This window comes from Kitasatospora sp. NA04385, from assembly GCF_013364235.1.
GTDB lineage: Bacteria > Actinomycetota > Actinomycetes > Streptomycetales > Streptomycetaceae > Kitasatospora.
Genome location: NZ_CP054919.1, coordinates 2,225,369 through 2,250,462, shown reverse-complemented (window position 1 = coordinate 2,250,462; position 25,094 = coordinate 2,225,369). Strand labels below are relative to the sequence as shown.

Sequence of the window (25,094 nt, the reverse complement as noted above, 5' to 3'; positions counted from 1 at the left end):
GACGGACGGCACGGCAGCACGGCGACGGAACGCGGCATGGCGATACCGAGGAAGACCCTCGGCCGGCCGCCGTTCCGGCTAGATCGTCCCGACTATAGCCAGCATGGTCACGACAGCCCAATGCCACCCGCCCATCACCCTCCGTCAGTTGCCCCTCGGCGCCCGATCAGGACCGATCGGCCCGGATCTGTCCTGACGGTGCGTGACGTCCCGCGCGGCGCGGGCGGATCGCCGCCCCGGCAGTCCGACGCGGCGTCAGGACCAGGCCGGATCGCGGAACCGGGGCATCGTGTCGAGGCTCCCGTCCGCGCCGGTCGGCAGCGGGCTGGGGGCGGGGCCGAACGGCGCGATGCCGCCCGGGTCCGGCACCCAGGCGCCGGCCACCACCGTGACGTTGCCCGGCACGCCGACGGTGACCGTCACCCCGGTGCCGTCCGGGGCGGCCGCGGACGCCTCGTCGGGGGAGTCCGTCGCGGGCAGGGCGTAGCCGAGGCCCTGCCAGTACGCCCGGACCTGCGCCAGCAGCCGGGGCCGGTTGGCGGCGGAGACCTCGGTCAGCACGTACCGGCGCAGGGTCAGCCGGGCGGTGCCGTCGTCGTCGCGGGCGGCGTTCTCGTGCGGCACGGCCCGGAACGCGTCGTCGGCGTACCGCACCGCGGGGGTGAGCGCCCCGGTGGTGCCGTCCACCAGCTGCTGCAACCGGGTGCGGGCGGTGTCCAGCGCGAGCACCCGGCGGTCGGCGGCGCCGCCGGACGAGCCGCAGCCCGCCGCGCCCAGCGCCAGGGCCAGCACCGCCGCGGCACCCGCTGTTCGCCGCCTCATCCGACTCCCTCTCCCCGCAGGCCCCGTCCCGGCACGCCCCCGGCACGCCCCCCCGCCCCGACCCTAGACCGACCAGAACGGATCCTGCCGCCGGGGGACGGTGTCCATCAGCCCGTCCGTCCCGATCGGCACCGTGCTGGCACCGCCGAACGGGTACGAGGCGACGGGCGCGGACAGCCCGTCGACGCGGGCCAGCAGCGTGCCGTTGCCCGCGAAGCCGATCCGGAACTCGGCCGTCCCGTACGGGGACTTCGCCCGCAGCACCGGCAGCACCGGGTCGTCCTCGCTTTCCACCACCCAGCCGCGCTCCCGCCAGGCCCGCCCGAGCTGGGCCAGCAGCTCGGGGTAGCGGTGTTCGGCCACCCGGGTCAGCAGGTAGCGCCGCTTCTCCAGGTGCGCGGTGCCGTCCGGCTCCCGGGTGAAGGCGTGCTCGTGCGCGACCGCGACGTACGGGCCGTCCGCCCAGACCGCCGGGGGGGTGAGCGCGGCGGGGGCGGAGTCCAGCAGCTCGTCCAGCGCGGACCGGGCCGCGAGCAGGTCGGGCGCCAGGTCGTCGTTCATCGGTACTCCTGTCCGGACGCCCGGTCGCCGTGGCCGGAGACGATCAAGCCCATGTTGCGCAGCGAGTGCCCGTCCCGGCCGTCGCCCTGGTTCCAGTAGTCGGAGTGCGAGTCGAAGCCCAGCGGCCCGTCCGCGACGTCGAAGCGGTGCGCCCCGAACTCGCGGCTGGCCGGGTCCTGGCCGAACCACAGCTCGTTCGGGTCGCCGCTGCCGCCGACCTTGTCACCGAGGAACCCGCCGGCCACCGCGCCCAGCGGCCCGGCCAGCACGCCGCCGATGCCCGCGCCGATCCCGATGCCCTTGGCCTCGTCGTGGCTGGGCAGGTGTGAGACCGGGTCGTGCTCGGCCGCGCCCACCCACACGTGGTCCGCGCCGACGCCCAGCTCCGAGGCCCGCTGCGCACCGGTGCCGGGGGAGCCGACCAGGATGACGTCGTCCGCCGGGATGCCGCCGGGGCGCTGCGCGGCCTGCCCGACGGTGAACGAGCCGTACGAGTGGCCCAGCGCGGTCAGGTGCGCGGGCTGCCCCTCGTGCGAGGCGCGCAGGCCCTGGAGGAAGCCCTGGTAGGCCGCGCCGCCCTGCTCGGCCCGCTCGTCGTCGGCCACCGCGAACATGTCGGGACTGAGGCCCTTGACCTGCGGGGTGTCGTAGCCGAGCCAGGCGATCGAGGCGGTGGAGCGGCTCGGGTCGGTGTCGTGCGCGGCCTGCCACAGGTCGCGGGCCCGGTTGGCGTCGCCGCCGGCCATGTTCTTGACCTCGGTGTTCAGGCCGGGCACGTACGCCACCACGTCGTCCGCGGTGTCCGGGTTGCCGTAGGCGATGGCGGCCCGGCCCTGGCCCTGGTCGCCGATCACCATCAGGTAGGCGGGGGGCTGCTTGCCCTGCTCCTCGGCCAGCCGGCCCTGGATCGCCCGGAAGCCCTCCAGCTTCTTCCGGTCCCAGTCGGAGAGGTCGTCGCGGGAGGACAGGTCGGCGACCATCCGGTCCAGGTTGATCCGGTTGGCCTGGTCGCGGGCGGGCGTCGGCATGCCGTCGCGGTTGCCGAGCTCCTGCGGGTAGGCCCGGAGCAGGCGCTGCTGCTCGTCCGGCGGGAGCGCCTTCCACCAGGCGTTCACCTCGGTCGGCGGGGCGTCCTTGCCGGGCATGCCGGCGTGCACCAGGTCCTCGGGGCCGCCGAACGGGTTGACCGCGTCGAGGACGGCGCTGTTCAGCCGCAGCGCGGCGGTGGCCGGGTCCAGGCCGGCGCCGCTGCGGGCGTCCTCGGTGTACTGCCGCAGGCGCTGCGCGGTGACCTGGTCGGCGTGCGCGGCCTCGGAGAGCGCGTCGGCGATCCGGTCGCGCAGGTCGGTGCCCTGCCGGGAGCGGTCCGGCGCGTCCGGGTCGTGGCGCTCGGCGGCGCTCGGCGGCGGCCAGGAGACGCCGCCGTCGTCGGCGACGGTGAAGCCGTTCGCGTCGGCGTCGGTCAGCGCGGCCCGCAGTTTGGAGCGGGCCAGCAGGAACGCCTCGGCGCCCTCCCGCAGTACGGGGGCGATCCGGGCCAGTTCCAGGTGCGCGGCGGTGAGCTTGCCGGTGGTCCGGGACAGCGAGCGCCGGGCGCCGTCCGCGGCGGTGCCGGTCCAGCCGGAGGCGCTCACCCGGCCGTCGACGCCGCCGCGCCAGGTGTCGGCGTGGCCGGAGAACTCGGCGGCCAGCGCGGCGTAGGCGTCGGCGGCGGTGAACAGCCGGTTCGGGTCCGCGTCGCGGAGCGTGGGGACGTCCATGCTCACCGCCCCGTCAGCCCGGTGGCGGCGTCCTGCTCGGCGCGGCGGTAGTTCGCCGCGGTGCGCCGCAGGTTGTCGCCCTGGCGGTCCATCTCGGCGGAGAGCTCGTCCAGCAGCCGCTTCCACTGGCCGGTGCAGGCGTCGAGCTCGCCCCCGGTCGTCCAGCCGCGCAGCCCCGCCTCGGCCTCGTCGGAGGCGCCCAGCACCCGCGTCGTCCCGCCGGGCACCCGTTCGGCGACGCCGCCCGCGGTCTGCCCCGCCCCGTCCAACTCGTCCGGCTCCACCCGGAACCCGCCGCCACTGCCGCCGCTGCCGCCGCCGCCGTCCGGCTCCACGCTCAGCACGCCATCCCCCACCACCGGTGTCGGTCCGACCACTTGAGCGCGCCATGCTAGCGAACGCACCGGCCGCAACCGCCGTCGTTCACCACATTCGCACCCCCTTTCCCGCCCGGCCGCTTGCCCGACCCTTGGCCGTTCCTTTGGCCGGTCCTTTACTGGAACGGCGGCTGCCCCTTGACCGGAACGAGCGAACGCCGCCCCCGCCGCCCGCGTCCACCCGTCCGGTCTTCTGGCGGAATCTGCGGTCAGCCGGAGGAGTGGACTTCGCTCCAGACGGTTTCGTGGGCGGTGCCGTTGTTGCGGGAGGGCGGGGAGTAGCGGTGTCCCCAGCGGTCGCCGAGGGCGAGGGCGTCCAGGACGGCCCGGTGGTCGTCGGGGCTGGGGGAGCCGTCGGCGGGGCGGAGGATGTCGAGTTCGACCCGGTAGCCGTCCGGGGTCACGGTCAGCCGGGCCTCCCCGCCGCCCCCGGCCCTGGTGAGCCGTTCGGCGATCTCCCAGGCGCGCTGCCGCAGCATCTCGCTCACGAGGCGGCCCCCAGCGCGCAGGCGCCCGACTGAACGGGCAACTCGCCGCGCAGGTAGGCCAGTTCGACCAGCGACTCGGCCAGCCGCTGCACCCACGGCAGCCCGACGCAGCCCAGCGCGACGGCACCGAACTCCGGCAGCACGTCGTCCCGGTAGATGGGCGACAGCCCCGCTGGTGGGTCCAACCTCGCTGCCCGGAAGGCCCGTTCCAGCAGATCGGCGGCCCGCTCGGCCTCGGTGAACCTGCCGCGCAGGAACCGCCGGAGGACATCGGTCTCCTCCAACGGCTGTCCGGTGTACAGCACTTGCTCTCCCTTCTCGATACTGTGTTGGAACGTGTTCAGTCTGTGTCGACGGTGCAGCGCAGGCAGGCACAGGCCGGCCAGTTCAGGGCCGAGACCAGCGGCAGGACCTCCTCCTCGTCCGAGAAGCAGGCGGAGACCTGCACCCGAGTTCCGTCGGGCCGCACCAAGTAGACGCGGATCGTCAACCTGGCAGTCGGACCCGGCCTCTCTGGCGGGGGTCGGTGCGTCGTCATGGCTACTGCTCCGTGGTGCGGGGTCGTTCGTATGGGCCGGCCGTGAGCGGTTCGTCGGGTTCCGGTCCAGGCCGCCCTCGATGCCGGCGCTTCTCCGGCCGGTGTCCGGGTTGCTGGCGGCGACGGGGCTTGCCTGCCCGGCCGCGTACTGTTGGTGGCATCGTCCACTCAACTGGAAAGTTCCAGGATCAGTTGACACGGAAGTTGCACAGCATGCCTTTCCACGAAGTGAACTGACGGATCGACAGTTCGCGCCATGGGAAAGTGGAGAGCATGGAGAGCACACCAAGCGCGGGCGAGAACATCGCGGTGCTACGGAAGGCGAGGGGGCTGGGGCAACGGGCCTTGGCGGCAAGCGCCGGGATCTCGGTGTCCTATCTCACGAAGATCGAAACCGGGCTCCGCCCTGCCACGCCTCCCGTGATCGCAGGCATCGCGAAGGTGCTTCACGTCACCACGGCGCGCATCAACGGACAACCCTTTCTGGGCCCGTCGGAACAGGCGGACCTCCTTGACGACCTCCGGGCTGCCGTGCGCCGGTACAGGCTGCCCCGCGAGGGCGAGATCCCTCCGAGCCGGCTGATCGCGGAGGTGCGGCGGGCAGCGGACCTTCGAGCCGGCGCCCGCTACCTAGAGCTCCTGCGGATACTCCCTGAGTTGCTCGGGAAGGCCACTGCAAGTGCCTTTGCCGCAGGGGGCGACGCAACCGCCTGGGGGCTCGTCGCCAATCTCTACGGGTGTGCGTACGCGCTGGCCCACCGGCTCGGACAGCCCGATCTGGCGGACATGATCGTCTCCAGACAGACGTGGGCGGCGCAGCAGACCTGGAATCCGCAAGCAGAAGCGGCAGCAGCCTGGAACGAGGCCGGAACCTTCCAGTCCGCGGGGCAGTACGAGGGCGGGCTGGCGGTTGTGGAGCGGGCCATCGCGCAGTTCGAATCGTCCAGAGCGCAAGGGGCGGAGCGCGCGATTCACCTGGGCTCTCTCCACCTTCGCGGTGTGGTGCTTGCCTCACGGGCCAAGGACGCCACAGCCACCCAGGACCACCTGCGAAGGGCGTGGGCACTTGCAGCCACGCTTCCCGGAGACCAACTCCTCAACAACCTCACCTTCGGTGCCGGGAACACTGCCCTGTACGAGCTTGCATCACATGTGGAACTCGGTAAGCCGGACAGGGCAGCAGAGATGTCCGCACCACTGGTCACCGCACCGCCCTCCGGGCTCAAGCCGAACCGGGTCGGCCGGCTCTACATCGACGTAGCAAGAGCGAGACTGAGCCTGAAGGACCTTGCCGGAGCGGAGGAGGCGCTGAAAGCAGCCTTCCAGGTCGCGCCCCAACTCTCGGAAGTGCACCCGATGAGCCGTGAGGTGCTGCGCGTGCTCTTCGTGCTCCACCAAAGAGCGAGGCCAGAGCTCCTGTCCATGGCTAAACGAGCTGGCCTGGCTGTCTGACCCCACCGCCGGACCCTGCGCCACCGCACGAGACGGTTCGGGCGGCGCCGCGATCGGATTCGCGAACCCGTCCCGCCCGCGTCCACCCGTCCGGCCGGCGGAGGGCCGGGCGGGGCGTCAGGCGGGTTGCGGAACGGCGGACTCGGCGGGTGCGGCCGTCGGGGCGGGGCGCAGCAGCAGGGCGACCAGGACGGCGGTGGCGGCCAGGGCGGCGGAGCCGCAGCGCAGGGCGAGGTGGAGGGCGTCGACGAACGAGGCGTCGACGGCGGCCGACACCGGGGCCGGGGCGGCGGCGGTACCGGCCCCGGCGTGGCCGGTGAGGGCGGAGACCGCGTGCGGGACGCCGTCGACGGGCAGGCCGCGCCGTTGCAGGGTCTCGGTCAGCGCGCCGGTCAGCCGGTCGGTCAGAACGGCGCCGAGGACGGCGATGCCCAGCACGCCGCCGAGTTCGCGCAGCGTGTTGATGGTGGCGGAGGCCATGCCGGTGCGCTCCGGGGCGACCCGCCGGAGCACCGCGATCGACACCGGGGTGAAGGTCAGGCCCATGCCGAAGCCGAGCAGCACCAGCGTCCACGCGTACGACCAGTAGTGCGCCTGCCCCGAGTACAGCGACAGCCCGCCGAGCCCGGCCGCGCACAGCGCGATGCCCAGCACCAGCGGCGTGCGCGGTCCGTGACGGCCGGTCAGCCGCCCCGACAGCGGGGCCGCGAACACGATCACGCCGCTCAGCGGCAGCCCCGCGTACCCGGCGTCGGTCGGCGCCCAGCGCATCACGCCCTGGAGCATCAGCGGCAGGAAGAACAGTGCGCCGAACATCCCGAAGCTCACCATCAGCCCGCTCAGCAGCGCCCCCGACAGCACCCGGTCGCCGAACATCCGCAGGTCCAGCATCGGTTCCGCGACCCGCAGTTCGACCAGCACGAAGAGCGCCAGCAGCACCAGCGCGGCCGCCCCGCAGGCCAGCACCCGGGCGTCCGTCCAGCCCCGGCCCGGACCCTCGATCAGGCCGTACACCAGCGCGCCCAGCCCGGCCGCGGACAGCGCCAGGCCCGGCAGGTCCACCCGCCGCTCGCGCGGTGCGACCACCGGCAGCAGCCGGTGGGCCGCGACCAGGGCGAGCAGCCCGATCGGGACGTTGATCCAGAACACGCTGGCCCAGCCGAACGCGTCCACCATCGGGCCGCCGAGCACCGGCCCGACGGACAGGCCCAGCGCGGAGACGCCCGACCACAGGCCGATCGCCCGGGCCCGCTCCCGCTCGTCGGTGAACACGTGCCGCAGGATCGCCAGGCTGCCCGGCGTCAGCAGCGCCGCGCCCACGCCCTGCAGCATCCGGGCCGCGACCAGCGCGCCGATGCCGCCGGCCAGCGCGGCCGCCGCCGAGCCCAGGGTGAACAGGGCCAGCCCGAGCCGGTACACCCGGGTGCGGCCGTAGCGGTCGCCGAGCGCGCCGCCGGTCAGCAGCAGCGCCGCGTACACCAGGCTGTAGCCCTCGGCGACCCACTGCAGCCCGCTGATGCCCGCGTCCAGGTCCCGGCCGATCCGGGGGAGCGCGATGGTGACGATGACGTTGTCGAGCATCGCCATGAACATCGTGACGCAGAGCGTGGCGAGCGCCTGCCACCTGTGCCGGGCGCTCCGGGTGCCGTCCATCGTTTCCCCCTCCGGGTCCGCCGAACGGCCCCTAACGGTGTTAGGGGCCGCGATTGCGCACCCAGCATCGCCCTAACGGTGTTAGATTGCAAGTGCGAACCGCACCCGCCGCCACCCCAGGAGCACCCGTGGCCCAGCCCCCCTCGCGCACCCTCACCCGCGAGTGCATCGCCGCCGCCGCCCTGACCGTCCTCGAACGCGAGGGGCTCGCCGGGCTCTCCATGCGCAAGGTCGCCACCGAGGTGGGCGTGCAGGCCGCCTCGCTCTACTGGCACGTCCGCAACAAGGAGGAGCTCCTCGACCTGCTCGGCGACGCGATCATCGCCGACGCCGAGATCCCGCCCCGCACCGGCGACTGGCGCGCGCAGTACCTCGAGTACGGCCGCCGCTACCGCGCCCTGCTGCTGGCCAGGCGCGACGCCGCGAAGGTCGTCGCCGGCCGCCTCACCACCGGCCCGCGCGTCCTCGCCGTCCTGGAGGACCAGCTCGACCGCCTGCGCGCGGCCGGCTTCACCGACGCCGACGCCGCGATGGCCTCCTACCTGCTCTCCGCCTACGTCCAGGGCTTCGTCCTGCAGGAGCAGTCCCCGCTCTCCGCCGCCGAAGCCGCCGGCGCCAGCCGCGGCCAGGCCGCCCGCGCCGCCGGCGAGACCTTCCGCACCCTCCCCGCCGCGACCTACCCCAACCTGGTCGCCCTCGCCGACGACCTCACCGACCCCGACATGGACACCCGCTTCGAGTTCGGCCTGCACCGCCTCGCGGACGGCCTCGCGACCCTGCTCGCGTAGGGGGAAAACCAGGGGCTCGGGGAACGGCGAGGGCGTGCTGCTGACGGCCGGAGCCCGTCGGAGGTTCGTGCTGCTGCGTGTCTTCAAGGGAACCCGAAGCCGATGCGCGCTCCGGCAGTGCACCGTCGGCAGACCCGGGCCCGCCGTTCCCCGAGCCCCTGAACACACCGCCCCTACTGCCCCAGGTACGGGCTGTACAGCGCCGACAGGAAGCGCGTCGCGAGCTGGTCGCGCAGCCGCGGGGGCAGGGCGTCCAGCAGGCGGTTGACGCCGGCCATCCGGGTGGTGGTGCCGGGGGAGAGGTCGAGGCCGGTGGCGGGCAGCAGGGCGGCGAAGGCGGCGTCGTCCAGGGCGGCGAAGTCGAGGCCGTCGAGCAGGGCGAGGATCTCGGTGGGCGGGGCGACCGGCCCCCGGGCCCGGACCGCGGCGACGCTCTCGCGCAGGGCCGCGAGCAGCGCGTCCACGCCCTCCCCGCTGACGCCGGTGAGCGTGACGTGCAGGCTGGCGGGCAGGCCGTCGACGCTCAGCTGGGGCTGGAGGAAGAAGCCCCGGGCGCGCGACTCGTCGGCCAACTCCCAGAGGTCCAGCGGGTCTTCGCCCTCGGTACCGATGGCGACCAGCGTCGCGTCCGGCGTGCCGAGCACCCGCAGCCCGTCGACCGCCCCGACGCCCGCGACCAGCCGCCGGGTGGCGTCGAGTGCCGAGCGCCCCAACTCCCGGTAGCCGTCGGCCCCGAGGGCGTGCAGGGTGGCCCAGGCGCCGGCCAGCGGGCCGGCGCCCTTGCTGCTCTGGACGGTGGAGTTGACCACCGGGTAGCCGGGCCACTGCGCGCAGGCGAAGTACGCGGACAGCCGCATCGCCTGCTCGCGGAAGAGCAGCACCGACGCCCCCTTGGGCGCGTACCCGAACTTGTGCAGGTCGCAGGAGAGCGAGGTGACGCCGGGCACCGACAGGTCGAACGGCGGCACCTCGGCGCCGGCCTCGGCGAGCCAGGGCAGCAGCCAGCCGCCCACGCAGGCGTCCACGTGGCAGGGCAGGCCGCGCTCGGCCGCCGCCGCGGCGATCTCCGCGACCGGGTCGACCACGCCGTGCGCGTACGAGGGTGCGGAGGCGACCACCAGCACCGTCCGCTCGGTGCAGGCCGCGGCCAGCGCGGCCGGCACCGCCCGGAAGGTCTCCGGGTCGACCGGCACCGCGACGACCTTGACCTTCAGGTACGTCCCGGCCTTGAAGAACGCGGCGTGCGCCGTCGCGGGCACCACGATCTCCGGCTCGGCGACCTCGGGCCGGGCGTCCCGGGCGGCCTTGACCGCCAGCAGGATCGACTCGGTGCCGCCGCTGGTGAAGATGCCGGGGGTGGCGGCGTCCCCGCCGAGCCGGGCGGCGACCGCGCCGACCACCTGCCGCTCCAGCGCGACGATGCTGGGGAAGGCCGTCGGGTCCAGCCCGTTGACCTCCAGCATGGCCAGGTACGCGCCCTCGGCGGCGGCCCGCACCTCGGGCCGCCCGGCGTCGTAGGTGTAGGCGGTGGTGCGCCCGCCGCGGGTGGGCAGGTCGGCGGCGGTGAGCGCGCGCAGCTCGGCGAGCAGCTCCTCGGCGGGGCGTCCGGCGTCCGGGAGCCCGGTCTGGCGGTCGGTCATGAGAGTTCTCCAGCAAGCGGTTCGACGACAACGGCGGGGGCGGATGCCCGGCGGCGCCCGTACGCGCGCAGGGCGGGCAGCGAGGCCAGCATCAGCAGGGCCGGCACCAGGCTGAAGCCGAGCAGGACGCCCGCCCGGGCGGCCGGGGTCTGCGCGACGGGGTGGTCGGTGGTGGAGGAGACGAACCCGGCGGCGGCCAGCGCCAGCGAGAACAGGCCCGGCCCGGCGGCCAGCCCGGCGGTCTCGCCCGCCGTCCACAGCCCGGTGAACGCCCCGGACTGCAGCCGCCCGGTGCGCGCCGCGTCCGCGTGCACGGTGTCCGGCAGCAGCGACAGCGGCAGCACCTGGAGCGCCGCGTACGCCACGCCCAGCACCGCGCACAGCGCCAACGTCGCGGCGACGTGCGCCGTCCCCGTCCCGGCGGCGGGCCAGAGCGCGGCGGAGGCGAGGACGAACAGCGCGGTCGCCGCGCCCAGGCAGCGCAGCCGGCCCCAGCGGGCGGCGGCCCGCCCCCACAGCGGGACGGCGACGGCGCTCGGTGCGACCAGGCAGACGAACAGCACCGAGGTCAGCCCGTACCCGCCCAGCCAGTAGGCGGCGGTGTACGGCGCGGCCGCCAGCATGATCGCCACCGCGGCGGCCTGCAGCACGAACGCGCCCAACAGCGCGAAGAACGCCCGGTTGCCGCGCGCGGTGCGCAGCGCCGCCCGCAGCCCGAGCGGCTCCGGGCCCGGTCGGGCGGGCACCCGGCGCGAACCCAGCGCGGGCACCAGCAGCGTCGCCAGCAGCAGGACCGCGACCACCGCGCCCATCACCGCGTACCCGCGCCGCCCGTCCCCGGCCAGCGACACCACGGCGGGGGCGAGGCCGCCCGCGACCAGGATGCCGACGGTCAGGCAGACGATCCGCCACACCATGATCCGGGTGCGCACCTCGGGCCGGTCCGACATCTCGGCGGGCAGCGCCACGTACGGGACCTGGAACAGGGCGAAGGCGCTGGACGCCAGCACGAAGGTGACCGCCACCCAGGCGGCGGCGCCCGCGCCGGTCAGCGGGGACAGGAACATCGCGGCGAACGCGACCGGCAGCGCCAGCGCCCCGGCCAGCAGGATCCGGGTGCGGCGGCCGGTGCGCAGCGCCTCCCGGTCGCTGGCGGCGCCGACGGTCGGGTTGAACAGCGCGTCCCAGGCCTTGGGCAGCGCCACGACCAGGCCCGCGACCCCGGCGGGCACGCCCAGCGCGTCGGTCATGAAGTACAGCAGCAGCAGGCCGGGGACGGTCGAGTGGATGCCCGTGCCGACCGAGCCGAGCGCGTACCCGGCGAGCTGCCGCCGGCCCATGCCGCCCGGGCCGCCGCTCACCACCCGTCCCCGATCCCCAGCTCGCGCACCACCAGGCCGTGCAGGTGGGCGCGGAACCGCGGCACCTGGGCGCTGATCACCGACCGGCAGAAGCCGTGCACCGTCCACAGCACCGTCCACACCGCCAACTCGGCCCGCTCCGGCGGCACTCCGGGCAGCGCGGCGGCCAGCGCGTCGCGCACCGACTCCAGCAGCGGCCGGGCGTACTCCTCCTCCAGCCCGGCGAACTCGGCGGCGTCCGCCAGCCAGCGGCGCATCCACAGCGCGGGGACGTGCGGCTGCTCCAGGCAGAAGTCCAGGTACCGGTCGGCGAAGGCGGCCGCGGCCCCCGCCGGGTCCGCCGCGGCCCGCGCCCCGAACCCGTCCAGCGCCGCGTCCACCGCGGCCCGCTCGGCCTCGTGCGCCCGCCGCATCACCTCGCGGTACAGGTCGGCCTTGCCCCCCACGTGGTAGGCGACGGTGGCCACGTTCAACCCCGCCGCGGCGGCGATCGTCCGGGTGGTGGTCCCGTCGTAGCCGTGCTCGGCGAACAGCGCGGTGGCCGCCGCGACGATCCGCTCCCGGCTCAGGTCGGCCTGGCTCGGCGGCGTGCCCGGGGCGGCGCCCGGGTGCGTGGGCTCGGTCATGGCGGGGAGCGTACGCGCGCCACCTCCATCAATCAACCGTTTGATTGATGACGGTTCCGTGAAATCCGCAGCGGCCGCGGAGGCCGACGGGCCCCGCCGCGGGGTGCGGCGGGGCCCGTCGGGGGAGCGGGGGGTGTCAGCAGTGCGAGACGGCCTCGCAGTCCTCCCAGCGGGTGCCGGTGTAGGCGTTGGCGTCGTTCGCGGCCGGGGCGGCCGGCGACTTGGCCCGCTGCTGGGCGGCGGGGGCGGCGGTGGCGGGGCCGGTGGCGAGGCGGACGGCGATCGCGTCCAGCACCGGGCGGGGGCTGGTGCCCGCGTAGTCGTTGATCAGCACGGCGAAGACCAGCCGGCGGCCGTCCGGCGCGGTGGCGTAGCCGACCAGGTTGTCGACGCCGCCCATCGAACCGCTCTTGGCGTGCACGTTGTCCTCCGCCTTGGTGCCGCGCATCCGGGTGGCCAGCGTGCCGCCGACCATCCGGGCCGGGTTGCCCGCCACCGGCAGCGCGTCGTACCAGGCGCCGAACCAGGGCTTGTCCTGGGCGAGGTCGAGCAGGCCGGCCATCTTGGCCGGGGTGATCAGGTCGTAGCGGGACAGCCCGGAGCCGTCGACCTGCCGCCCGGCGGGGGTGCCCAGCCCGTTGGCCTTCAGGAAGTTCTGCACCTGGGCGACGCCGGTCGCCCAGTCGCCGCGGCCGCCCTTGACCTTGCCGATCTCCTTGGTCAGGTGCTCGGCCATGCCGTTGTTGCTGGTCTTCAGCATCGGGACGATCAGCTCGGCCAGCGGCTGCGACCGATGCGACACCAGCGGCTGCGAGCTCTCCGCGCCGGTCGCCGCGTCCACCCCGCGCACCACCCGCACGCCGTGCCGGGCCAGCGCGCCCTCGAACACCCGGCCCGCGTACGTCGACGGGTCCTCCACCGTCACCCAGGAGGTCACCGGCGCGGAGCCGGCCGCGATGCTCCCCGACAGCGCCAGCTCGTTGGCGCCGCGCCGCCGGTCCACCCCGACGGACGAGCCGCTGCCCGCCGCACCCGTGGTGATCCTCCCGGTGAACGACATCGGCGCCTGCGCCGGGTCCAGCGTGATCGCCGCCGGCTGCCCGGCCGCCCCCGGGGTGACCGTGACCCGCACGGTGTCCATCAGGTACTCGGGGTCGTTGGCGACGGTCAGGCCGGCGATCTGCGGGCTGTACGAGTACGGCTCGTCGTCCCACGCCCAGCCCGGCCCGAGCGGCGTCGCGTCGTACCGGCTGCCGTCGGCCAGCACCCGGCCGGTGACGGTGGTGATCCCGGACGCGGCGACCTGCCCGGCCAGGTCGTCCAGGTCCGTCGCCAGCAGGGTCGGGTCGCCGCCGCCGCGCAGCACCAGGTCGCCGACCACCGTGCCGCCGGCCCGGGTGCCGGAGGTGCGCACCTCGGTGGTGAACCGGTAGTCCGCCCCGAGCAGGTCGAGCGCCGCCGCCGAGGTCACCGTCTTCAGGGTGGAGGCCGGGGTGAGCAGCGCCTGCGGCTGCCGGGCGTACAGCACCTGCCCGGTGGCGGCGTCCAGCACCTCGACGCCGGTCTGGGCGTTGGCCAGCCGGGCGTCGGACAGCAGCGCGTCGAGGTCGGCGGTCAGGGTGGCGTCGGCCGGTGCCGGGTCGTCGGCCTGCGCCGAGCCGGCGAGCAGGGAGACGGCCAGGACCGCGGCCGCGAACGGCAGGCTGCGGCGGTACGGGCGGTGGCGGGACGGGCGTCCGGGCAAGGGAGCTCCAGGGTGCGGGTCGGTGGGGGCGCACGTCACCCACGCCCCCGTTTTGCCATGTACATTACCATTTGACGGGATATCAGACGATCTACGACCCCGGCCTCCGCCGGCCCCGCCTCCCCGTCGCTCCGTACGCACGCGTCACCCCGTACGCACGCGCCACTCCGTACTCACGCGCCATCGCGCCGAAAGGTCGCACCCGCGCCGAAAGGTCGCACCCGCGACGGAAAACCGCCCCTCGCGGACCCCGATAAACTCGACCTCCGCTCGAAGGGCCACGCACAGGACGGGGAACATGGCTGCGCACGCAGGGCTGACGGTCGAACGCATCACCCGCGCCGCCGCCGAACTCGCCGACCGGGTCGGCATCGAGAAGGTCACCGTCTCCGCCCTGGCCCGGCAGTTCGGCGTCAAGGACGCCAGCTTCTACTCGCACGTCAGGAACCTGCACGAGATCCGCACCCGGGTCGCCCTGCTGGCCTCCGACGAGATGAACCAGGCCCTCGCCGCCGCCATCGCCGGCCGCTCCGGCGCCCAGGCCCTGGCCGCCTTCGCCGACGCCTACCGCGACTACGCGCTGGCCCACCCCGGGCGCTACGCCGCCACCCAACTCCGCCTCGACCCGGCCGACTTCGCCGACACCGCGGTCCTCGCCCGGAGCGTCGAACTCACCTACGCGGTGATGCGCCACTACCGCCTGGAAGAGCCCGCCCGCACCGACGCCGCCCGGCTCCTGCGGAGCACCTTCCACGGCTTCATCAGCATCGAGGCGGCGGGCGGCTTCAACCACCCCCGCGCCGCCGCCGACTCCTGGCACCGCATCGTCACCGGCCTCCACCACCTCCTGGACACCTGGCCCTCCGCGTAGCCGCGCAGGAGGGCCCCGCCGAAGGCCGGTGCTGCTGCGGGCCTTTCGGCGGCAGCACCCCGAGAAGCAGTCCCGGCCCTCCTGCCCCGGCCCTCCTGCCCCGCCTTCCGCCCCGCCTTCCGCCCCGCCGACAGGAACGCCGCCGCCCCGCCCGCCGCTCACGGCGTCAGCACCCGGGTCAGGAACGCTGCCAGGTTCGCCCTGGTCCGGGCGGCCCGCTCCTCGGTGCTCAGGCTCTCCCGCATCCGCACCCCGCCCGCCGGGGCCCGCTTGCGCCCCCGCACGTACAGCGAGCAGGCCAGGTCGTCGCAGAAGTACTCGCCCGCCGAGGCGTACTCCTCGCCGGAGCCCCGCCCCGCCTTGCGCGCCGTCAGCAGCGCCACCCCGGACGCCGCGTGCACCGTCAGGCAGATCGAGCACATCGCCCCCTGCCGCGCCCCCGCCCCGGCCCGCTGCGCCCGCCGCAGCGCGACCCCGACCAGCCGCCCCCCGTGCTCGGCCACCAGGTAGCCCCGGTCGGGCGCGCCCTGGTCCCGCCAGCCGAGGAAGTCCAGCTCCTCCCACGGCAGTTCGGCCAGGTGTCGGGGCAGCGCGAGCCGGTTCGCCTCGCCCTTGGTGCAGTTGACGAACGATGCCCGGATCGCCGGTTCGGTCAACGCCTTCATGGTCCCTCTCGCCTCCACTCCAGCCTAGGGCTCCTAGGCTTTGGCCAAGATAGCCTAGGCGCCCTGCCCGGCCAAGCCGGTTTCCGGCTCCCACCCGCCCCGGGAGTCGCCGCGGAACCACCGGATTCGCACCCGTCACTCCCCTTCCGGCCGGGCGCCGCACAATCCCCGGGAAAGCGTATTGACGCGCTCGCGACACGGGTGGGAATCTTCGATGGCCCGCGTTCCGGTGAATGCGCGGAGTCTGCGCTCCCGGCGTTTTTCGGGCCGTTTCGAGAGTGACGCGGCCGAGTCGGTCGAGCCGACCTCGCCACACCCTGCCGTCGCCATTTCGGCGGACGGAGCCTCGTGCTGCCCTTTTCTCGGAGTCGCCACATCCTTGCAGCTCAGAGCCTTTTCCATTGATCGAAAAGGTCGATTTCGGCGATCCTGAAAGTGTCGTTTCATCCTGTTGACACGCCTGTAACACGCAATTCATGATGGGACCGCCGCGAGCGGACGGAAGCGATTCCTCCGCTCCGGTCGGGGCATCCGCCGGATTTCCCGAACGAATCGAAGGAGGGACAGATCATGAAGAAGATCGTCATCCGCAAGGCCGGCTCGGTTCGTCTGACCAGCGCGGCCCAGACCATGTACGGCTGTAACTGTGCCGCTGCCTGAGGTCTGACCGCCTGGTAGCGGGGCCGGCCGCCGTAGCGCGGCCGGCCCCGTCCCCGCTTCCACCCTGGGAGGACAGATGCACCCCTCGTCCGGCGGCAGCCCGGCCCCCGTCGGCACGGACCCGGACCGCCCCGTCGCACTGCACCCCCTGGTCTACCTGGAGGAGGGCGACGAGGTGACGGTGGGCCGGGTCGACACGGACTCGTACGCGGTCCTCCCCGCCGACGGCGCCCGGCTGGTCCGCTGGCTCGCCGACGGGCTGACGCCGCGCCAGGCCGCCCGGGCGTACGAGCGGGAGTACGGCGAGGGCGTCGACGTCGCCGACCTGCTCGCCGGGCTCGACGAACTCGGCTTCGTCCGCACCGCCGCCGAACCCGAGCCCCCGCGGCCGCCCGTGCGCTGGCAGCGGCTCGGCCGGCTCGCCTTCGGCCCGCCCGCCTGGGCCTGCTACCTGCTGGTCGTCGCACTCGCCGTGGCCGCGACGGTCCGCACGCCGGACCTCGCGCCCCGCCCGGCCAACGTGTTCTTCAGCCCGTACTTCACCGTGGTCGCCCTGGTGCTGTTCGTCGGCCAGTTCCCGCTGATCCTGGTCCACGAGGGCTTCCACGCCCTCGCCGGCCGCCGGCTCGGACTGCCCACCCGGCTGCGGATCGGCCACCGCCTGATCTTCATCGTGCTGGAGACCTCGCTGGACGGCCTGGTCGCCGTCCCCCGCCGCCGCCGCTACCTGCCGATCCTCGCCGGGATGCTCGCCGACACCGTGCTGATCGCCGCCCTCACCCTGGTCGCCGCCGCCACCCGGCAGCCCGACGGGGCCCTCGGCGGCGCCGGGAAGCTCTGCCTCGCCTTCGCCTACGCCACCCTGCTGCGCCTCGCCTGGCAGGCGTTCCTGCACCTGCGCACCGACCTGTACGTGCTGCTCGGCACCGTCCTCGGCTGCCAGGACCTGCACGCCACCGCCCAGGGCGTGCTGCGCAACGCGCTGCGCCGCCGCACCGGGCGCCCGCTGCTCGACGAGTCCGGCCGGCACCCCGCCGACCGCCGGGCGGCCCGCTGGTACGCCTGGCTGATCGTCGGCGGCTACGCGTTCTCGCTGGCCGTCTTCGCCGCCGGCGTGCTCCCGGCCGCCTCCCGCTTCGTCACCGGCACCCTGGACCGGCTCGACGGCCGGGCCCCGACCGGCGAGTTCCTCGACTCCGCGGTCTTCTTCGGCCTGACGGTCCTCCAACTCGGCGCCGTCGCCCACCTGGCCCTCCGCGACCGGCGCCGCCGCCGGGCGGCCTCGACCGCTGCCGACACCGCCACCGCCGACACCGCCACCGACGGCGGCACCCGGACCCCGGCCCTCGGCTGAGCCCCGTCGCCCCGTCGCCCCCGTCGCCCTCGCCGCTCCGCCGCCACTCCCGCCGCCCCGCCGCACGCCCGCACCCGGACCACCCGCACCCGGACCACCCGCCCGCACCCGGACGAAAGGCACCACCGCCATGGCCGACCACCGCCACCACTGGGTGCGGGCACCGCACCGCGCCGCCCGCACCCAGGCCCGCGCCGAGCTGCCGCTGCCCCCCGTCCTGGCCGTCGTCGGCGCGGACCGGCGCCTGCGCGGCCCGTACACCGCCGTCGGCACGCTGCTGCGCGCACTCGTGCCGGACGCGCTGACCCGCTGCCCCGAGGCCGTCCGCCGGCACGACGTGGAGATCCTGACCACCGCGCCGGAACTGCGCGGCGTCGTCCCCGCCACCCGGGAGACGCTGACCTCGCTCGCCGTCCCCAAGGAGCGCACCCGCTACTACTCGCGGCTGCGCACCCTGCGGATCGCGCACGGCCTGGCCGAGTTCCTCACCGAGTACGTCCGCGCCCTCGGCCCGGGCCCGCGCACCCTGGTCGTCGAGGACGCGCACCGCGCCGACCCGACCGACGGCGAGTTCGTCGCCGTCCTGCTGCGCCGGATGGACCCGGCCCTGCTGACCGTCGTGGTCGGCACCGACGACGGGCCGCTGGACGCCGCGAGCAGCCCCGCCGAACCGCTCGGACCCGCCCTCGCCGCGCACTGCGCCCGGACCGACGCCGGCGGCCCGCCCGAGCCCGCCCCCGAACGCGGCGCCGACCTCGCCGCCCGCTACGTCCGCGAGGACGGCACCACCGACGACCCGCGCGCGGCCCTCGCGCACGCCGAACTCCCCGCCCCGCAGCGCCGGGCCCTGCACGACGCCCGGCGCCGCGAACTGGAGGCCCTGGACGAGCCGTCCCTGCGGCTCGGCGCCCTGATCTGGCACGCCGAACGGGGCAGCGACCCGGCCGGCCCCGCCGCGGACCTGCTGCGCGAGGCCGCCAACCTCTGCTGCGACCTGGGCTTCTACCACGCCGTGCTGGACTACGGGGAGCGCGGCGCCGCCCTGGTCGACCACGAGACCCACCCCGTCCACTGGTGGACGTTCATCGCCAAGCCGACCACCGCGCTCGCCGCCCTCGAACGCACCGACGGGATCCTCCCGTACTACGAGGAGGCCCGCGCCACCAGCACCGACCCCGACATCCACCTGCAGTGCGCGTACGGCACGGCGATGCTCTACACCCGCTTCCTGACCGGCGAGCGCCGCGACTACCGGCTCGCCCGCGGCTGGATCAACACCGCGATCGCCCTCGCCGGCCAGCACCCCGACCCCGCGGAACGGGCCTTCCGCACCGCCTTCAACCGCAACGGCCTGGCCCTGATCGAGGTCCGCGAGGGCCGCCCCGAGGCCGCTCTCGCCCTGCTGGACGCCTGCATCGCCCACCTCGACGAGGTCCTCGCCCCGGGCAGCCACGCCCTGCACCGCTCGGTCCTGGTCCACAACCGGGCCCAGGTGCACGCCGGACTCGGCCGCCACGAGGACGCCGTCGCCGACTACAGCGCCGTGATCGCCGTCGACCCCAACTACGCCGAGTACCACTTCGACCGGGGCATCGTGCTGCGCCGCACCGGCCGCCTGGACGAGGCGCTGGCCGACTTCGAGGCGGCCGTCCGGCTCTCCCCGCCGTTCCCCGAGGCCTACTACAACCGGGCCGACGTGCGGGCCGAACTCGGCGACGTGAAGGGCGCGGTGGACGACTTCGGGTACGTGCTCGAACTCGACCCGGCGTTCGTCGACGCCCGGCTCAACCGGGCCAGCCTGCTCGCCGAACTGGACGAGACCGCCGCCGCCCGGCAGGACGTCGAAGCGGGCCTCGCGGTCGCCCCCGACCACCCCGAACTGCTCGCCCTGAAGGCCCAGTTGCTCGCCGCCGAAGGAGAGGACGAACAGGCCGCGGCCGCCTGCTCGGCGGCCCTGACGGCCGACCCGGAGTTCGCCCCCGCCTGGGCCCTGCGCGGCCAACTCTCCTACGCGGCGGGCGACCCGGCCGCCGCCGCGGCCGACCTGGAACGGGCCGTCGCCCTCGACGACGACCCCGGCATGCGCTTCAACCTGGCCGTCGCCTACCAGGACTGCGACCGCGACGCCGAGGCTGTCACCCTGCTCGACGCCGTGATCGCCGAGACCGGCGACCACGCCGCCCACCTCCAGCGCGCCAAGTCGCTGTCCCGCCTGGCCCGGGCCGCCAACGCCGAGACCGGCCTGCTCCTCGCCGCCGTCACCGACCTGGTCCTCGCCGCCGGCGCGGAGGACCCCGAACTCGCCGACGAGGCCGGCCGGTTGCTCGCCGACCTGCGCAACTGACCCCCGAACGGCCCGGGCCCGGACCGCACGGCCCGGGCCCGGACCGCACGGCGCGGTCCGGGCCCTGGTCCAGTCGCCGCGGCGCGGCTTCCGGTCAGTCCCCGGCCTCTCCCGGCGCCGCCGGTGCGGGCGGGTCGTCAGCCGGGCGGCCGGGACCGCCCCGGCGCAACTCGTTCCGCACCCGCCGCCAGGCGCGGATGATCGGCGGCACCTTCGAGAGCACCTCGCCGATCTGCGTCAGCAGCAAGGTCAGGCAGCCGAAGAAGGCGAGGACGAACAGGGTCACCCGGTCCCAACTCACCGTGCCACCCCCGTCCGCGGGCCGTCAGCCGAGCAGGGCACGGCGGGCCAGCCATCCGAGTGCGTCCGTCCCCAGTCGGTCCGGCGCCCGGAGCAGCGCGGCCTCCACCGCGGGGAGGTCGGCGAGTTCCGGCGGCAGGGCGGACCGGTCCATCGCGGCGAGGCGTTCCACCGCGGTGCCGACCAGGGCGGGCCAGCCGGGCATGCCGAAGTGGTGGGACGCTTTGAAGACGGCGGTGAACGCCCGGTGCAGGAGCGCGTCGCGCCAGCCCTGCCTGCGCATCAACTCCTGTGTGATCCACACCTGTCGGTCGATGTGCTCGACGAGGTCGGCCACCGGCCCGGACGCGGTCCGCAGGGTGAAGCGGGAGCCGCCGGCCCAGGGGAGGTCCAGGTCCGAGGCGACGATCGTGAACGCGCGCAGGCGTTCGGGCCCGCCCTCCCGGGCGGCGAGGAGGGCCTTGCGGGACCGGCGGTACAGGTCGACGCCCTGGGCGAGGACCTCACCGGCGTCCGGTCCGCCGGACGCCGCGCGGACCGCGTCGAACGGTTCGTTCTGCAGGACTTCGGCGGCCAGCCCCGCGGCCGCCGCGCTCAGCAGGACCTCCGGGTCGTCGGGATCGACGCCGAGGTGGAGGAGCGCGGCCGCGGCCTGCTCCGGCAGTTCCGGGAACGAGGGGGACGGTTCCTCGGGCCGCGACCCGAAGAGCGCGGCGAGCTCCGGTGACAGGGGAGCCGGACCGGGCTCCTCGATGGTGACGCCGTGCTCCAGGAGGTCCTCGAAGACGGTGTCCGGCCCGCAGTCGATGTGCGAGGAGTCGTGCCGCCCGGAGCAGCCCTCGGGGCACTCGAACTCCTCGCACATCTCCGGTTCTTCGGGCTGCGCCTCGTTGATCAGGTGGTAGGCGAGCCGGTCGGCCACGGCTTCGCGGGCCGTGATCATGGCGCTGCCCGTCATCAGCTTCGCCTCCATCAGCCCGTGGTCGCCCGGGTCGACCGAAGCGGGGGGCACCGGGGTTTCGGGGAGCCAGTCGTGGGCCGACTCCAACGACACCGAGAGCCAGGCGACCCGCAGCGGCGGGATCTCGTCGTTCCCGGCGAGTTCGGCCACCTTCTCCGCGGCCCGCCGAACGGCGTCGAGTCGAGCCGCGTAGTGGTCACGGACCGACTCCCACCGCTCGGAGTCCCGGCGGACCTGCTCAGCCGTCCGCACCAGTGCGGTGTCCCTGCTCTCCCGAGCCAGGGTGATCAGTCGCCGCAGGCACGGACCGCACCCGGACAGGCCCTCTTCCGGAGTGGGACCGAGCGGCATCGCACCGAGTTCCGGGCCGAACGGGGCGCCACACACACAGCAGTCCAGGCTCGCCATCTGCCGGCCCGTCGGTACGCCGGGTAGGGCGGCACGGATCGCGCCGTACGCGTAGACAGGGATGTGCACGGGTGAACTCCTCGGGGTCGTGCTCCGCCGGTGTTCCCACCATGCTCACCGGGGTGCGCGGCCGTTAGTCACCAACCGGAGGCCCGGAAGCCAGACTTGACGAAACTTGACGAAAGCCACCTGTCCAGCGTGCCGCGGCGGTAGAACTTGACACCCGGCCGGAGCCCGTTTCCCGGCCCCGACGCACAGGAGGATCGAAGTGGCGGACGCCCCGGGTGGGTCCCGGCCGGAGAGCCGGCCCCAGGAACTGGTCGACGCGCTCCACGAGTTGCACCGGGCGGCGGGCCGGTTGAGCCCCCGCAAACTGAGCACGCTGATCCGCGAGCGGGAGGACGCGCTGTCCGCCGCCAGCCACGAGACCGTGCGGTCCGCGCTCAACGGGAAGCGGATGCCGCGCTGGGAGACGCTGCACGACCTCGTCCGGGTGCTGGCGAGCCTGTGCAGTCCCCCCAGGGACGAGGAAGCCGAGTCCGGGAGGTTCCTCCTGCTGTGGCGGGCTGCCCGCGAGGGCGAGAAGGGCGGCCGGAAGTCCTTCCAGGAACTGGCCAACAGCGGCTGGGGCGGAGAGGACGGCAAGTGGACGCCCGAGATGGTCATGGGCATCCTGGTCAACCCGTTCAGCGCGATCCAGATCGCTCCCGGGCTCGCGGTCCCGCACGAACCCATCATCTCCGAGGACACCTGGATCCGGGCGATGGAGAAGCTCATCGAGGAGGACGGGGCCGAGCACGCGCTCCGGGTCCTGCTGCACACGCTCAAGGGCGACTACATCGGAGCCGTCGAAGGTTCGCCGTACGGCTACCAGAACATGGACCGGGAGGCGGCGGACGCGTTCGCGGCCTTCCGGTACGGCTGCCGGGAAGTGCGCCGCCGCCTGCGGACGGAGCCCAACCTCCTCGCGGAGTCGATCCGCGCGATGCGGGCCGACGGGACGATGGACCGGGACGACCGGGCCGAGATGCTGGAGAACGAGTCGGACCTGAGCCTGATGCGCGAGGTCATGACCGTGACCCCGGACACCTGGGACGAGGTGTCCGAGGACGCGCACCACATGGTCTTCGGCTACCTGATCAAGCAGATCGGTCCGCCCGGCCCGCCCGGCCTGCCGGACGCGGAGCGCTTCCCGATCCTCTGGCGCGTTCCCGAACCCGGCACGGACTGACCCCGGACATCCGGGGGCCCGGCCCACGGGCCGGCCGGGCCCCCGGTTCGCTCACCGGGCCGACTCCCGGGCCCGGACGTCCGCGGTCCCGGCCGAAGCCGAAGGCACCCGCTCCGGCGCCGGCCGCAGCGGCCACCACAGGGCGCGGCCGAGCAGTGCGGCCACCGCCGGGACCACCACCAGCGACAGCAGCAGCGCGGAGAGCAGGATGCCGAGCGCCAGCGCGAAGGCGGTCTGCTCGCCGCCCGGCGTGGTCGCCAGGGTGGCGAACGAACCGCCCAGCACCAGGCCGGCGGTGGCGACGGCGGGCGCGGTGTGCCGGACGGCGCGGGCCACGGCGGCCCGGGCCGGGCCGGGGCGGCGCATCTCCTCGCGGATCCGGTCGGTGATCAGGATGTTGTAGTCGGTGCCGAGCGCCACCACGAACAGGAACAGCACCAGCGGCAGGGTGAAGGCCACGCCGGGCCGGTCCAGCAGGTGCTGGAACACCAGGGCGGCGCTGCCCAGGGTGGCGGCGAACCCCAGCCCGACCGAGAGCAGCAGCGCCGCCGGGGCGAGCAGGCTGCGCAGGAGCAGCAGCAGGATCAGTGCGATCAGCGCCGCCGCGACCGGGAACACCACCAGCAGGTCGTGGTCGACCGCGTCCGACACGTCGGCGTACACCGCCGCGGTGCCGCCGACGTGGGCGCTCGTCCCGGCGGGGGAGTGGGCGGCGACGGCGGCCCGCAGCGGTCCGGACACCAGGGCCCGGGCCTGCGCGCCCTGCGGGTCGGCCACGGGGTAGACGTCGATCCGGACGGCCCGGCCGTCCGGGCTGCCCACCGGGTCGGCGACCTGCCCGACGCCCGCGACCCCGCCGAGCGCGCGGGCCAGGTCGGCGAAGGCCGCCGGGTCGACGGCGCCGCCCCCGTCGGCGGTGGCGTACACGCTGGCCGGGTCGGACACCCCGGCCGGGAGCGAGCGGGAGATCTCGGCGGCGGTGGCGGACGCGGGCGTCCCCGAACCACCGCCGAGGCCGTAGTCCATCCGGATCCCGACCGTGCCCGCGGCCAGCGCGCTCAGCAGCGCGACGGAGGCCAGCAGCGCCGTCCCGGGCCGGCGGGCCACCAGGTCGCCCAGCCGGGCGGCGACGCCCGGACGCGGCTCCCGGCGCAGCGCGCGCGACGGCCAGAACATGCCGCGCCCGCAGGCGGCGAGCAGCGCGGGCATCAGGGTCAGGCTGCCCAGCAGCATCACCAGCACGGCGACGGCGATCGCCGGGCCGAGCGAGCGGAACTGGCCGAACTCCGCCACGCCCAGGGTGGCGAACGCGGCGATGATGGTCAGCGCGGCCGAGGTGATCGCGGTGCCGACCCGGCCGGACACCTCGGCGGCGACCAGGCGGGCGGGCGCGTCCGGCCTGGCCCGCAGCACCTCGCGGTAGCGGAACAGCAGGAACAGCAGGTAGTCGACGCCGATGCCGAGCAGGACCACCGAGATCAGGCCCGGGGTGGAGGCGTCCAGCCGCAGGCCGGTGAGCCAGGCCGCGCCCGCCACCGCGCCGCCCGCCACGCCGCCGACCAGCGCCACCGCGAGCAGCGGCAGTACGGCGGCCAGCACGCTGCGGAACACCAGCACGTTGAGCAGCACGATCAGCCCGAGGACCAGGGCGTTGCCGACGGCGGCCGCCGTCCGGTTCGCGTCGGCGCCGTCGGCGGTCTCGGCCAGGTTGCCGGTGAAGCCGGTGCGCAGCCCGGCCGCGGCGAACCGCTCCCGGGCCGCGTCCCGGAACGCCCGGTAGACGCCCTGCACGCCCTCGTCGGCGGCGTTGCCGGCCAGTTCGACGGCCAGCAGTTCGAAGCCGCCGTCCGGGGCGACCATCGCGGGCGCCACCTTCGGCGTCTGCGAGCGGTCGGTCACCAGGAAGGCCGGCATGTCGTCCTCGCGCGGCATCACCACCCGCCGTCGGCCGAGTTCGGCCGCCTCGGCGTCGATCCGCCGCCGGTCGGCGTCGGTCAGCGCGCCGCCGTCGGTGCGGGCCACCAGCACCGTGACGGTGGTGGCGTCGGGCCGCAGCCCGAAGTGCTCCTCGGCGACCCGCAGCGCCGCCGCCGAGTCGTAGCGGGCCGGCAGGAAGTCCGCGGTGCTGCTCCCGGTGACCCGGGCGAACAGCACCGGCGCCACCCCGGCCAGCGCGACCCCGAGGACCGCCCACACGGCGATCACCTTCCAGGCGTGTCTGGTGGAGAATCCGGTCAGTGCGCGGATCACGTCGCCCTCCGTCTGCGTGGCTGCTGGTCGGGCGGCGGTCGCCGCCCGATGACAGACCATCAGCCGGAGCACCCCCGCGGCGTCGGGGCGGCGGACGATCCGCACCGGGGCCCGCGGGCCCCCACCGCCCCCGCGCCTGGGAGCCGGCTCCCAGGACCGCCCGCCCTCCAAGGCGACGTCCACCCCGTCGGGCCGGTGCCAGAATGAGGGCATCGGGCCTGGTCAGCGGCAACGCGACCG

General features: G+C 74.9%; 22 protein-coding genes. 6 read left to right on the top strand and 16 right to left on the bottom strand.

From position 1 onward, the window contains the following. Positions 1 to 255 precede the first annotated feature (255 nt). From HUT16_RS09770 to HUT16_RS09740, 7 genes are all read right to left on the bottom strand, one after another. Positions 256 to 822 (bottom strand): hypothetical protein, encoded by a 567-nt coding sequence (locus HUT16_RS09770; RefSeq protein ID WP_176187418.1) that lies wholly within the window; start codon positions 820 to 822, stop codon positions 256 to 258. Positions 823 to 885: 63 nt separating this feature from the next. Continuing rightward, a complete protein-coding gene (locus tag HUT16_RS09765) occupies positions 886 to 1,383 on the bottom strand; it encodes a hypothetical protein (protein WP_176187416.1) in 498 nt (165 codons plus the stop codon). Further along, positions 1,380 to 3,143: an alpha/beta hydrolase gene (locus tag HUT16_RS09760; RefSeq protein WP_176187414.1), complete on the bottom strand. Its 1,764-nt coding sequence runs from the start codon at positions 3,141 to 3,143 to the stop codon at positions 1,380 to 1,382. Before HUT16_RS09760 ends, HUT16_RS09765 begins: the two co-directional genes overlap by 4 nt. A gap of 2 nt (positions 3,144 to 3,145) precedes the next feature. Continuing rightward, entirely contained in the window at positions 3,146 to 3,487 is a 342-nt protein-coding gene (locus tag HUT16_RS09755) for a type VII secretion target (RefSeq protein ID WP_176187413.1), read from the bottom strand. A gap of 242 nt (positions 3,488 to 3,729) precedes the next feature. After that, positions 3,730 to 4,008, bottom strand: a complete 279-nt coding sequence (locus tag HUT16_RS09750) for a hypothetical protein (RefSeq protein ID WP_176187411.1) — start codon at positions 4,006 to 4,008, stop codon at positions 3,730 to 3,732. After that, positions 4,005 to 4,313: a hypothetical protein gene (locus tag HUT16_RS09745; RefSeq protein WP_176187409.1), complete on the bottom strand. Its 309-nt coding sequence runs from the start codon at positions 4,311 to 4,313 to the stop codon at positions 4,005 to 4,007. The genes HUT16_RS09750 and HUT16_RS09745 overlap by 4 nt, the downstream gene beginning before the upstream one ends. Positions 4,314 to 4,348: 35 nt before the next feature. Continuing rightward, positions 4,349 to 4,498 (bottom strand): hypothetical protein, encoded by a 150-nt coding sequence (locus HUT16_RS09740; RefSeq protein WP_176187407.1) that lies wholly within the window; start codon positions 4,496 to 4,498, stop codon positions 4,349 to 4,351. A gap of 321 nt (positions 4,499 to 4,819) precedes the next feature. Here HUT16_RS09740 and HUT16_RS09735 point away from each other — a divergent pair, with 321 nt between their 5' ends. Continuing rightward, positions 4,820 to 5,998 (top strand): helix-turn-helix domain-containing protein, encoded by a 1,179-nt coding sequence (locus tag HUT16_RS09735; protein ID WP_176187405.1) that lies wholly within the window; start codon positions 4,820 to 4,822, stop codon positions 5,996 to 5,998. A 117-nt stretch (positions 5,999 to 6,115) separates the two neighbouring features. On the opposite strand, the gene HUT16_RS09730 is transcribed toward HUT16_RS09735, so the two are convergent. Beyond that, complete coding sequence (locus HUT16_RS09730; RefSeq protein WP_176187403.1) at positions 6,116 to 7,651, bottom strand: MFS transporter; 1,536 nt, start codon at positions 7,649 to 7,651, stop codon at positions 6,116 to 6,118. Between the two features lie 128 nt (positions 7,652 to 7,779). Here HUT16_RS09730 and HUT16_RS09725 point away from each other — a divergent pair, with 128 nt between their 5' ends. Continuing rightward, positions 7,780 to 8,439: a TetR/AcrR family transcriptional regulator gene (locus HUT16_RS09725; RefSeq protein ID WP_176187401.1), complete on the top strand. Its 660-nt coding sequence runs from the start codon at positions 7,780 to 7,782 to the stop codon at positions 8,437 to 8,439. A gap of 173 nt (positions 8,440 to 8,612) precedes the next feature. Here the strand turns inward: HUT16_RS09725 and HUT16_RS09720 are convergent, their stop codons facing one another. The 4 genes from HUT16_RS09720 to dacB form a co-directional block, all read right to left on the bottom strand. Continuing rightward, positions 8,613 to 10,079, bottom strand: a complete 1,467-nt coding sequence (locus HUT16_RS09720) for an aminotransferase class V-fold PLP-dependent enzyme (RefSeq protein WP_176187399.1) — start codon at positions 10,077 to 10,079, stop codon at positions 8,613 to 8,615. After that, the gene (locus HUT16_RS09715; protein ID WP_254897735.1) at positions 10,076 to 11,440 is read right to left on the bottom strand and encodes an MFS transporter; all 1,365 of its coding nucleotides are present in this window, start codon (positions 11,438 to 11,440) and stop codon (positions 10,076 to 10,078) included. Before HUT16_RS09715 ends, HUT16_RS09720 begins: the two co-directional genes overlap by 4 nt. Next, positions 11,437 to 12,066 carry a TetR/AcrR family transcriptional regulator gene (locus tag HUT16_RS09710; protein WP_176187397.1) on the bottom strand — a complete coding sequence of 210 codons (630 nt, stop codon included), beginning with the start codon at positions 12,064 to 12,066 and terminating at the stop codon, positions 11,437 to 11,439. Before HUT16_RS09710 ends, HUT16_RS09715 begins: the two co-directional genes overlap by 4 nt. A 136-nt stretch (positions 12,067 to 12,202) precedes the next feature. After that, positions 12,203 to 13,810, bottom strand: coding sequence for a D-alanyl-D-alanine carboxypeptidase/D-alanyl-D-alanine-endopeptidase (gene dacB / locus HUT16_RS09705; protein ID WP_176187395.1), 1,608 nt, complete (start codon positions 13,808 to 13,810; stop codon positions 12,203 to 12,205). 298 nt (positions 13,811 to 14,108) lie between these two features. On the opposite strand from dacB, the gene HUT16_RS09700 reads away from it, so the two are divergent. Next, complete coding sequence (locus HUT16_RS09700; RefSeq protein ID WP_176187393.1) at positions 14,109 to 14,681, top strand: TetR/AcrR family transcriptional regulator; 573 nt, start codon at positions 14,109 to 14,111, stop codon at positions 14,679 to 14,681. Positions 14,682 to 14,839: 158 nt separating this feature from the next. Here HUT16_RS09700 and HUT16_RS09695 read toward each other — a convergent pair whose 3' ends face one another. After that, positions 14,840 to 15,346 carry an FBP domain-containing protein gene (locus tag HUT16_RS09695; RefSeq protein WP_176187391.1) on the bottom strand — a complete coding sequence of 169 codons (507 nt, stop codon included), beginning with the start codon at positions 15,344 to 15,346 and terminating at the stop codon, positions 14,840 to 14,842. A 736-nt stretch (positions 15,347 to 16,082) separates the two neighbouring features. Between HUT16_RS09695 and HUT16_RS09690 the strand changes: the two genes are divergently transcribed. Together HUT16_RS09690 and HUT16_RS09685 are read left to right on the top strand one after the other, a co-directional pair. Next, positions 16,083 to 17,360: a hypothetical protein gene (locus HUT16_RS09690; RefSeq protein WP_217712046.1), complete on the top strand. Its 1,278-nt coding sequence runs from the start codon at positions 16,083 to 16,085 to the stop codon at positions 17,358 to 17,360. A gap of 130 nt (positions 17,361 to 17,490) precedes the next feature. Beyond that, positions 17,491 to 19,704 (top strand): tetratricopeptide repeat protein, encoded by a 2,214-nt coding sequence (locus HUT16_RS09685; protein WP_176187389.1) that lies wholly within the window; start codon positions 17,491 to 17,493, stop codon positions 19,702 to 19,704. A 94-nt stretch (positions 19,705 to 19,798) separates the two neighbouring features. Here HUT16_RS09685 and HUT16_RS09680 read toward each other — a convergent pair whose 3' ends face one another. Further along, positions 19,799 to 19,990, bottom strand: coding sequence for a hypothetical protein (locus HUT16_RS09680; RefSeq protein ID WP_217712045.1), 192 nt, complete (start codon positions 19,988 to 19,990; stop codon positions 19,799 to 19,801). Positions 19,991 to 20,029: 39 nt separating this feature from the next. Continuing rightward, positions 20,030 to 21,217: a hypothetical protein gene (locus HUT16_RS09675; protein ID WP_254897734.1), complete on the bottom strand. Its 1,188-nt coding sequence runs from the start codon at positions 21,215 to 21,217 to the stop codon at positions 20,030 to 20,032. Between the two features lie 424 nt (positions 21,218 to 21,641). Here HUT16_RS09675 and HUT16_RS09670 point away from each other — a divergent pair, with 424 nt between their 5' ends. Then, positions 21,642 to 22,604 carry a hypothetical protein gene (locus HUT16_RS09670; RefSeq protein ID WP_176187383.1) on the top strand — a complete coding sequence of 321 codons (963 nt, stop codon included), beginning with the start codon at positions 21,642 to 21,644 and terminating at the stop codon, positions 22,602 to 22,604. Between the two features lie 51 nt (positions 22,605 to 22,655). On the opposite strand, the gene HUT16_RS09665 is transcribed toward HUT16_RS09670, so the two are convergent. Beyond that, on the bottom strand, positions 22,656 to 24,854 hold the full coding sequence (locus HUT16_RS09665; protein ID WP_176187381.1) for an MMPL family transporter: 2,199 nt from the start codon (positions 24,852 to 24,854) through the stop codon (positions 22,656 to 22,658). Between the last annotated feature and the right edge of the window lie 240 nt (positions 24,855 to 25,094).

Excerpts from the sequence above, each read along its gene's own strand:
- HUT16_RS09770 (WP_176187418.1), bottom strand. The coding sequence starts at position 822 with ATGAGGCGGCGAACAGCGGGTGCCGCGGCGGTGCTGGCCCTGGCGCTG.
- HUT16_RS09765 (WP_176187416.1), bottom strand. The coding sequence starts at position 1,383 with ATGAACGACGACCTGGCGCCCGACCTGCTCGCGGCCCGGTCCGCGCTG.
- HUT16_RS09760 (WP_176187414.1), bottom strand. The coding sequence starts at position 3,143 with ATGGACGTCCCCACGCTCCGCGACGCGGACCCGAACCGGCTGTTCACC.
- HUT16_RS09735 (WP_176187405.1), top strand. The coding sequence starts at position 4,820 with ATGGAGAGCACACCAAGCGCGGGCGAGAACATCGCGGTGCTACGGAAG.
- HUT16_RS09730 (WP_176187403.1), bottom strand. The coding sequence starts at position 7,651 with ATGGACGGCACCCGGAGCGCCCGGCACAGGTGGCAGGCGCTCGCCACG.
- HUT16_RS09720 (WP_176187399.1), bottom strand. The coding sequence starts at position 10,079 with ATGACCGACCGCCAGACCGGGCTCCCGGACGCCGGACGCCCCGCCGAG.
- HUT16_RS09710 (WP_176187397.1), bottom strand. The coding sequence starts at position 12,066 with ATGACCGAGCCCACGCACCCGGGCGCCGCCCCGGGCACGCCGCCGAGC.
- HUT16_RS09700 (WP_176187393.1), top strand. The coding sequence starts at position 14,109 with ATGGCTGCGCACGCAGGGCTGACGGTCGAACGCATCACCCGCGCCGCC.
- HUT16_RS09695 (WP_176187391.1), bottom strand. The coding sequence starts at position 15,346 with ATGAAGGCGTTGACCGAACCGGCGATCCGGGCATCGTTCGTCAACTGC.
- HUT16_RS09690 (WP_217712046.1), top strand. The coding sequence starts at position 16,083 with ATGCACCCCTCGTCCGGCGGCAGCCCGGCCCCCGTCGGCACGGACCCG.
- HUT16_RS09685 (WP_176187389.1), top strand. The coding sequence starts at position 17,491 with ATGGCCGACCACCGCCACCACTGGGTGCGGGCACCGCACCGCGCCGCC.